The sequence below is a fragment of the Dyadobacter sp. genome, from assembly GCF_051859145.1.
GTDB lineage: Bacteria > Bacteroidota > Bacteroidia > Cytophagales > Spirosomataceae > Dyadobacter.
The window spans coordinates 1-7,790 of sequence record NZ_JBHYGF010000035.1 but is presented as its reverse complement, the minus strand read 5'-3'; the positions used below and the strand labels follow the sequence as shown (position 1 = coordinate 7,790).

At 41.8% G+C, this 7,790-nt stretch carries 10 protein-coding genes and 1 tRNA gene; 4 read left to right on the top strand and 7 right to left on the bottom strand.

The genetic code is table 11. The features are described from left to right. The first annotated feature begins 482 nt into the window (after window positions 1–482). The 3 genes from ACTIE6_RS03075 to ACTIE6_RS03065 all read left to right on the top strand — a co-directional run bounded on the left by ACTIE6_RS03075 (window position 483) and on the right by ACTIE6_RS03065 (window position 2,413). Complete coding sequence (locus tag ACTIE6_RS03075) at window positions 483–1,367, top strand: toprim domain-containing protein (protein ID WP_439555229.1); 885 nt, start codon at window positions 483–485, stop codon at window positions 1,365–1,367. Between the two features lie 220 nt (window positions 1,368–1,587). Further along, window positions 1,588–2,157, top strand: coding sequence for a hypothetical protein (locus ACTIE6_RS03070; protein WP_439555228.1), 570 nt, complete (start codon window positions 1,588–1,590; stop codon window positions 2,155–2,157). 37 nt (window positions 2,158–2,194) lie between these two features. Continuing rightward, on the top strand, window positions 2,195–2,413 hold the full coding sequence (locus ACTIE6_RS03065; protein ID WP_439555227.1) for a hypothetical protein: 219 nt from the start codon (window positions 2,195–2,197) through the stop codon (window positions 2,411–2,413). A gap of 68 nt (window positions 2,414–2,481) precedes the next feature. Here ACTIE6_RS03065 and ACTIE6_RS03060 read toward each other — a convergent pair whose 3' ends face one another. The 7 genes from ACTIE6_RS03060 to ACTIE6_RS03030 form a co-directional block, all read right to left on the bottom strand. Continuing rightward, window positions 2,482–2,667 carry a YodC family protein gene (locus ACTIE6_RS03060; protein ID WP_439555226.1) on the bottom strand — a complete coding sequence of 62 codons (186 nt, stop codon included), beginning with the start codon at window positions 2,665–2,667 and terminating at the stop codon, window positions 2,482–2,484. Between the two features lie 134 nt (window positions 2,668–2,801). Beyond that, on the bottom strand, window positions 2,802–3,098 hold the full coding sequence (locus tag ACTIE6_RS03055; RefSeq protein WP_439555225.1) for an STAS-like domain-containing protein: 297 nt from the start codon (window positions 3,096–3,098) through the stop codon (window positions 2,802–2,804). Between the two features lie 73 nt (window positions 3,099–3,171). Beyond that, on the bottom strand, window positions 3,172–4,098 hold the full coding sequence (locus tag ACTIE6_RS03050) for an ATP-binding protein (protein WP_439555224.1): 927 nt from the start codon (window positions 4,096–4,098) through the stop codon (window positions 3,172–3,174). A 152-nt stretch (window positions 4,099–4,250) separates the two neighbouring features. Then, window positions 4,251–4,324 (bottom strand) — tRNA-Asn (locus ACTIE6_RS03045). 84 nt (window positions 4,325–4,408) lie between these two features. Next, the gene (locus ACTIE6_RS03040; RefSeq protein WP_056291951.1) at window positions 4,409–4,690 is read right to left on the bottom strand and encodes a hypothetical protein; all 282 of its coding nucleotides are present in this window, start codon (window positions 4,688–4,690) and stop codon (window positions 4,409–4,411) included. A gap of 22 nt (window positions 4,691–4,712) precedes the next feature. Beyond that, window positions 4,713–5,333: a 16S rRNA (guanine(527)-N(7))-methyltransferase RsmG gene (gene rsmG / locus ACTIE6_RS03035; protein WP_439555223.1), complete on the bottom strand. Its 621-nt coding sequence runs from the start codon at window positions 5,331–5,333 to the stop codon at window positions 4,713–4,715. Continuing rightward, window positions 5,324–6,454, bottom strand: coding sequence for a glycosyltransferase (locus ACTIE6_RS03030; protein WP_439555222.1), 1,131 nt, complete (start codon window positions 6,452–6,454; stop codon window positions 5,324–5,326). The genes rsmG and ACTIE6_RS03030 overlap by 10 nt, the downstream gene beginning before the upstream one ends. 110 nt (window positions 6,455–6,564) lie before the next feature. Here ACTIE6_RS03030 and tgt point away from each other — a divergent pair, with 110 nt between their 5' ends. Further along, entirely contained in the window at window positions 6,565–7,698 is a 1,134-nt protein-coding gene (gene tgt, locus ACTIE6_RS03025; RefSeq protein WP_439555221.1) for a tRNA guanosine(34) transglycosylase Tgt, read from the top strand. Window positions 7,699–7,790 lie beyond the last annotated feature (92 nt).

Genomic DNA, 7,790 nt, shown 5'->3' with positions numbered 1-7,790 from the left:
GAGATGGGTATGGTACTAAGTGCAAAACGAAGATATGAGTACTATAACCTCCATAATGCAGATATCGGTGGATCGGAAAATTTCAATTGCGAAAGCAGAAATAACAGGGTCTACGAATTTCATCGCGATAAGTTTCAGAAGCAATAAAGAGAATGAATAGCGCTATTGTGGAACATTTCGGAACGGGACTAGAACGGCCAAAACCGTTCTTTTTTTATAATATGGCTAATTATATTAATATTTTTATTTGAACCAGAAATATCCTAAAATAATAAGAACAATGGAACAAATAGATTTAAACAGCTAATTTTTAGAAAGTTATCCTGTTCCAAAAGTGTTCCAGAAATGTTCCGTGTTCCAACTCTCGTTTCTTGTTCCAATGTTCCAAAAAAAAGTGAGCTACGCTGGAAACGTGCATACAATGCTTTATTGCCGCTAAAAGAAAAATATGGTTTCAAAATTAAAGATCTACGAAAAATACAATGTTTAGTAGTAAAGAAATATTTTCCGCAAAGTCTGTTTCGATTGCTGGATTCCTTAAAAGTTTGGGCATAGAGGCTCTTGACGTAAAAGGTGGAGAGCTTCGTTACTTTTCGCCAATTCGCCAGGAAAATACAGCATCGTTCTATGTGAGCATTCAAAAAAATACTTTCATCGACTTTGGCGGCTCCGAGGAAACGAAAGGTGATGTGATCCGGCTCGTACAAATATTGAAAAATTGCGGGTTCCAGGATGCAGTTAAATGTTTACTTTCCTTATCGCCAGAGATACCCCTCTCCTTTTCTTTCAGCGGCCATAAGAAGCCAGTTATCAAATCCAATGCTCAGCTCACCATTAAGAAGGTTTGTGACCTGAAAAATCCATATCTAATCAGGTACATCGAAAGCCGCCGTATTCCTATTGAGTACGCGATGCTATACTTGAAGGAGGTACACTACCAAGCCGGAGAAAAATATTATTTCGCTATTGGTTTCCCTAATGATTCGAATGGTTTTGAATTGAGGAATGGAGCCGGGTTTAAAGGGAAAACCATCAATGATGTTACCACGATTGAAAAGAGAACCCATGTTGTGAATGTATTTGAAGGCTTTTTCGACTTCTTATCTGCTCTAGTGTATTATGGGAGTGCGGAGCCGGCACAAACGACAATAATTATGAACACGACGGCTAATTTCAAAAAGCTTAAAGAAAAACTGCCAGCTAGGGCGTGTATAAAGTCCTTTCTTGATAATGATGCAGCCGGGGAAAATGTAGTTGCGCGGCTTGTCGAGAGCGGCTTCTGTACATACAATTATTCCTCAAAAATATATCCCGGACACAAGGACTTTAATGAATACCTCATTAAAGAGTATCGAAATGGCCGATAATCGCGGTTTTTTACTACATATGACCGCATTTTTACAGGGATATCATAGCGATTTTCGACCGATTTTCGACCGATTTGATTAGTGATTTTGAGGTGATTTATCAGTTATCATTTTACGCTTCCAATCTTTTTCGCACGGGAAATTTCATGCAAATATTTTCCTATAATACTTTGACGTTCAGTTATTTATTACTAACTTCAGGTAAAATCTTCTTTTCTATATGGGCTACATCACAACAAAAACGGCAATTTCCATTTATACGCCAACTGTATTTATCAAACAGGATCGAGAATTCAATGGGGCAAACACCAATCGTATCCGCTGGCTTGAAAGACAGTTGATAAACATTGAGTATGGCATTTACCAGTACAATGCCTCACTGCTTGATCTGTCAAATCAAGCTGCTCAATTGGATGGAAAGAGTGATGCAGCTCAATGGATGTCCGCCGTAGGTGCTATTGCTCTTAATCTTGGAATGTCCGGTTTGTCGGAAAGCTCGAATAATACTGCCGCTTCATCCCAGTCAGGGGTAGCAATTGAGGGGGATTTTGCTAAATACTCTGCACTTGCTGGCGCCGCTCTGATTGCTGCCGGCATCGTTATAAATATTTTCAAAAAGAAGAAGGATGACAAAGCGTTGCAGGAACTATATCAAGACTCCTTACGATTAGCTGCAGACGTTAAGTTGTTGGAATCTTTGAGATTGAAGTATCAAAGCGAGTTAAATCGCGCAAAGCTGTTGCCGATCTTGCTATTCGGTACTGCTGCGTTCATCGTTAGAAATAATTGAGGTTTTTACTACTTCTTATAAGCAAAAGTAAATACAGATGATTGATAATCAAGGCATAGTAATATTCCCTAAGTCAAAAAGCGAACTATTTAACGAATATCAAAACCATATTTCGATTTGTACCTTCCGTAAATGGTTGAAGGAGCTTGCAGATGAAGGGAAAATCAGGAAAGGAAAAAAGATTTTGAGTGTAAAAGAGGTTCAAATTATTTATAATGAATTGGGCGTTCCAGGAGAAGGATACATTTCTGATTGATGCAAAGGAATGTGATGAGACTTGCATAAAAATACTATTAAGGCACTTTTTTATTAGTTCGGAGTTGGTTAGTCCGCCCAGAATACCAAGCATTCTTTTGGAAATGTTTCCTTCTCATACTTAAATAAATTGGTGTTCCAGTAAACACATAATACTTCATCTTTGCCGTATACGTCGGTCGCAGGGTTAACGACCGTCATTTTTGGGCCTCCGGATTTCAATTGTACGGTTGTTCCAACTTTGTTTTCTACCATAGTTCTCTATTCATTTAAGGGTTCGTCCTTTATACAAATAAGGTTAAAGAGTTATTCAAATAATATGAAACTAGATTGTATACTAACAAAAAAGACCTTCACTATGAAGGCCTTTTTTGTTATGGTCCAGTTTATCAAGCTATTGCAGAGCTCATTGACATTCGTTGGTTCATTGCAATCTTAATAGTGTCCCTTACGAAAGGGATGGAATTGGAAAACGTAGTTTTTTTCTTGAGCGTATCGAAGTCCACATCAAAGAGGAGCTTTCCAAAACATTCGTCGGCAAACGAATTTGATACGGTATTGACGCCCGCCATATCAAATACAACTGTCGTATTTGCGGCTAATGCATTAAGAATTTCCTCCCGCACTATCACGCCTAATCGCCTGGAACCAAGAACAGATCCAAATTTTTGCATTTCAAGTACCATATATACAGAGAGTTAAGAGATGTTGCGAAATATAAAATTTTTAATTTAATAACTTTGTAGAACAGGACAAAAATTACGCAAACCAATCGTCCATGTCTGAATTAAACTGATCGACAAAGTCGGTGCTGCCACCATTTATAACATTAACGTCTACACTAGCTCTGGAGTCTATCTGAAGAAAAACAACTGTGCCAGGCCAGTAAGGGCAAGCCCCGGATGTCCTATTACCTTCGGAGATCGATAGGTAGTTTTCTCCGGAATAAATTGAAAGAATGCCTCCACTTTGTGTGATTAAATTTGAAGTTATATTAAGTCCATTACCGCAGCCGACACCATTTGTCACGCCCTTCTCAACACATCTCTCAACAGCTTGCAGTGGCGACAGTTGCTTGTATGCCTCATTCTTCGGGTTAGTGGTCAATGCTTTGTAGATGCCAATCCCAGTATCAGCAATCATAAGTCGAATACAACTCAATTTTGGATAGTATTGTGCGACAAGCCACCCTTCCTCGATTTGTGAGTGGTCAAATACATTTGATACTAGTTCTGCGAGAGTTAAACTTAAAGATTGTAAGATGGCGTCATTAGTCAGATTTTGCTTAACAAAAATCTTCATAATCTCATTTACTAACTCATTACCTGTGCCGAAGTCCGGAAATTTACTTATTTCCAAAAATTTCCCTAAAGAGCTCCTTCGGATGAAACTTTCATGGAAAGCTATGTTTATATACTCGAAAAAGTTCATCCGACTTGCATAGCCTTCACATGTTGCTGTACAATTACAGGTTCCCGAAATTGTAACACCTCGTGCTAAGGCCCCATGGATCGCCGATGCAACCAGTAGAAGTTGATCAGGATAAACATAACTCCTTCCATAGCCAATATTTAACGTTACGTGTATGTCATCGCCGGCATTGCTCAAATTTATTGGAGCAAGGTCAGCCAATACCTGACGATGCGATTGCGTCGTCGAGGCGGTGACCTGTAATTTAAGGGTCATATTTATAGAGGCGCAGATAGTAAGGACTGAGAAATATTCTCTCGACAAAAAGCGAGCCTAATGAATTCTACTCAAAAAGGACTAATCATTTACCAAATATACAAAAAATCGCCTGATAAATCATTGATTATCAGGCGATTAATTTAAACTTGCTCCCGAAGTTGGGCTCGAACCAACGACCCTCTGATTAACAGTCAGATGCTCTAACCGGCTGAGCTATTCAGGAGTTTATATCCGGTTGTTTACTCGAATTGTGGTGCAAATCTAAGAATTCAAGTTATACAGCGCAAGAGTAAACTTTAAAAAAAACTTACGATTGCACCTTCGCGAGAATTAACTCCTTGACTTTCTTAGCGTCTCCCTTTGTAAAATTATTGATAATTATTTCAGGACGCATCCTAGGGATCACGCGGATTGTCGAAAAAAACATCCCGCTATCCACTTCAACTCCCGAAATATCGGAATAGAACACAAAGTTGTCGGTACTTCTGAAAAGCTTGCTCACTTTGAAGGTCACGCCTTTTTCGCCAAAAGTAACTTCATCGGGAAAAAAGGGATTCATCAATCCACTGGCGCTAAAACGTTCGTTCATAATATTAGGTTAAATTAAATTTTTATAAAGGTACATACACGACCTTCTTGGTCTCAAAAAATTCTTCGCTAAAATAGTCAGAAAGCGCGTAAACGCGGTTTTTCTGGTTCAGCTCACCTAATTCTTCGGCCAGGTCGCCTCCTTTTAAATATAAAATCCCGTTCCTAAGCTCGTGAAAGGAATTGCGGCTGATATTTTTCTTAACCCAACCCACGAATGGCGTAATGCCGGTTACCGCGCGGCTTACCACGAATTCGTAGGATTCGTCCAGCTTTTCGGCCCGTGTTTGCTCTGCACGCACATTATCCAGCTTCAATGCAGCTGCGATCTCCTGCACGACCCTGATTTTTTTACCAATACTATCCACCAGGTGAAATTGCGCATCAGGAAAAAGGATCGCCAGTGGAATGCCCGGGAAACCGCCCCCGGTACCAACATCCAGAACGCTGGTGCCCGCTTTGAACCCCTGCACTTTCGCAATCCCAAGTGAATGCAGCACGTGCCTTTCATATAAGGTATCAATATCCTGGCGCGAAATCACATTCACGCGCGCATTCCAGTACTGATACAATTCTTCCATTTGACCAAATTTACTTTTTTGATCCTCAGTAAGTTCAGGGAAATACTTAGCAATTAATTCCATGTCCGGCGTGGCCTTCTTTTAGTTAAAGTAACAAAACCGAAAACGGTATAGTAAACAAACAATGCGAAATCCATGAGCAAAAAGCTGAACCACTCTACCGTTTTGTCCAGTTTCAGATTTATAATAATGAGTAAAAACCATTGGATCACCCATCGAACTGCAACGATGATACCGAGGTATTGTAAGGAAAGATAGTCTCTCGTGATCAATCCAAATACAAGTGCGACAAGACCGAGCAGCCAAACTGCAATATGGCTTCCTGAAAGCAATGCGAGCAATATCTTGTTACGCGGCTTGTAGTACCTGCTCACCGAAATATGGCGCGTTTTCTGGCGATACCAATCCCTCCACGTGGTTTTTGGCCGGGAGTAAACAAACGAATCTTCTTCAATCGAGATCGTCGTATTTTCGCTGGTGGACACTTCGTTCAGGAAAATATCATCATCTCCTCCGTATACATTCTTATGGGTGTAAAAACCTTTGTTAGCGAAGAAAACAGAACGCTTATATAATATGTTGCGCCCCACGCCCATGTAGGTCATTCCGGCGAGGGTAAATGACAGGTATTGAACAGCAGTATAAAAGGTTTCGCAGCGAATAAACCAGTTGAGCATTCCCTTGTCGCGGAAGTAAGGTGAGAAGCCCAGCACAATGTCTTTGTCGGGCGTGACGCGGGAGGTCATCGCGGTAATCCAATGCGAAGAGGAAGGGCGGCAATCGGCGTCGGTCATCAATGCGATCGGATATTTCGCCTGTTTCATTCCTACCGTCAGTGCATATTTTTTAGGTGTGACGTGATCAAACTGATCGTTGATCCGGATGTACCTGATATGTTTCCATTGAAATATGTTGCTGCGGATGTACTCTTCACTTCCGTCGTCGGAACGGTCGTCGAGCAGGATCACTTCAAATTCGGGATACTCCTGCGCATCGAGCAGGGGGAGCAGTTCTGTCAAATTATCCCGCTCATTCCAGGCGCAAACCAGTACCGTTACACCAGGCATTGCCTTACCGTAGTTCGCACCTTTTCCATAAAACGCCAGTCTTGTAAAAAAGAAGAGATAGTAGAATAATTGTACGGTAACAAACGCTGCTAGCGCATAAAGTAAAGATTCGGCCACAACAGAAGAGAGAGGTATAATTTAATCATATTCTCACAAATATACAGTCATTGTCAGTATTCTTCGAGACCTTCAATCTATTTTTGCAGCTCAGAAATTTAAAAGGTTTAATGAAGTTTACACTAGAAGTTGAAGACCCCGCTTCCAAGGCAAGGGCCGGATATATTGAGACTGATCACGGTGTGATTGAGACGCCGATCTTTATGCCGGTAGGTACTGCAGGGACGGTGAAGGCGGTGCACCAGCGGGAGCTGCACGACGATATTCAGGCGCAGATCATTCTGGGAAATACCTATCACTTATACCTGCGTCCGGGGCTTGACATACTGAACCGAGCTGGGGGCTTGCATGCATTTAATGGCTGGGATAAGCCTATTTTAACCGATAGCGGTGGGTACCAGGTTTACTCACTTGCGGGTACCGGAAGGAAGATTAATGAAGAGGGTGTGGTATTTAAGTCACACATTGACGGCGGGGTTCACACATTTACCCCGGAAAATGTGATGGATATTCAACGCACCATCGGCGCAGATATCATCATGGCGTTTGATGAATGCACTCCTTATCCCTGTGACTTCACTTACGCACGTCAATCCATGGAGATGACCCACCGCTGGCTGGTGCGTTGCTGCCAGCGGTTTGATAGTACCGACCCGCTGTACGGTCACCAGCAGACACTTTTCCCAATTGTGCAAGGCAGTGTGTACAAAGATCTTCGGGTTCAGTCGGCAGAATTTATTGCTTCTTGTAATCGCGAGGGAAATGCGATCGGCGGACTATCCGTAGGCGAGCCGGCCGAGATCATGTACGAGCTGACGGAAGTGGTCTGCGACATATTGCCCAAGGACAAACCCCGGTATCTGATGGGCGTGGGAACGCCCGCGAATATCCTTGAATGCATTGCGCTGGGTGTGGATATGTTTGATTGTGTAATGCCAACCAGGAACGCGCGGAATGGCATGATTTTTACTACGGAAGGCATAATCAATATCCGCAATGAAAAGTGGAAGGATGATTTCTCGGCGATTGATGCAGGATTAGGAGGATACGTGAGTACTTTTTACAGTAAGGCATATCTGAGGCATCTTGTTAAGTCGGGGGAAATGCTGGGCGCTCAGATTGCGAGTGTCCACAACCTTACATTTTACCTGTGGCTGGTGCGTAGTGCGAGGGATAAAATAAGGGAAGGAGTATTTCTTTCGTGGAAGACGGAAATATTAAAAAAAATAAATCAACGTCTTTGAAAGTTCAGAAAAGCAGGTTTCTTTCGGGTAAAATTTGAGTTACAAATCCTGAAAGATTTTCCGTTTCTCAGAAACATCGGTTGATTAAGTGA

Excerpts from the sequence above, each read along its gene's own strand:
- ACTIE6_RS03075 (WP_439555229.1), top strand. The coding sequence starts at position 483 with ATGTTTAGTAGTAAAGAAATATTTTCCGCAAAGTCTGTTTCGATTGCT.
- ACTIE6_RS03070 (WP_439555228.1), top strand. The coding sequence starts at position 1,588 with ATGGGCTACATCACAACAAAAACGGCAATTTCCATTTATACGCCAACT.
- ACTIE6_RS03065 (WP_439555227.1), top strand. The coding sequence starts at position 2,195 with ATGATTGATAATCAAGGCATAGTAATATTCCCTAAGTCAAAAAGCGAA.
- ACTIE6_RS03060 (WP_439555226.1), bottom strand. The coding sequence starts at position 2,667 with ATGGTAGAAAACAAAGTTGGAACAACCGTACAATTGAAATCCGGAGGC.
- ACTIE6_RS03055 (WP_439555225.1), bottom strand. The coding sequence starts at position 3,098 with ATGGTACTTGAAATGCAAAAATTTGGATCTGTTCTTGGTTCCAGGCGA.
- ACTIE6_RS03050 (WP_439555224.1), bottom strand. The coding sequence starts at position 4,098 with ATGACCCTTAAATTACAGGTCACCGCCTCGACGACGCAATCGCATCGT.
- ACTIE6_RS03040 (WP_056291951.1), bottom strand. The coding sequence starts at position 4,690 with ATGAACGAACGTTTTAGCGCCAGTGGATTGATGAATCCCTTTTTTCCC.
- rsmG (WP_439555223.1), bottom strand. The coding sequence starts at position 5,333 with ATGGAATTAATTGCTAAGTATTTCCCTGAACTTACTGAGGATCAAAAA.
- tgt (WP_439555221.1), top strand. The coding sequence starts at position 6,565 with ATGAAGTTTACACTAGAAGTTGAAGACCCCGCTTCCAAGGCAAGGGCC.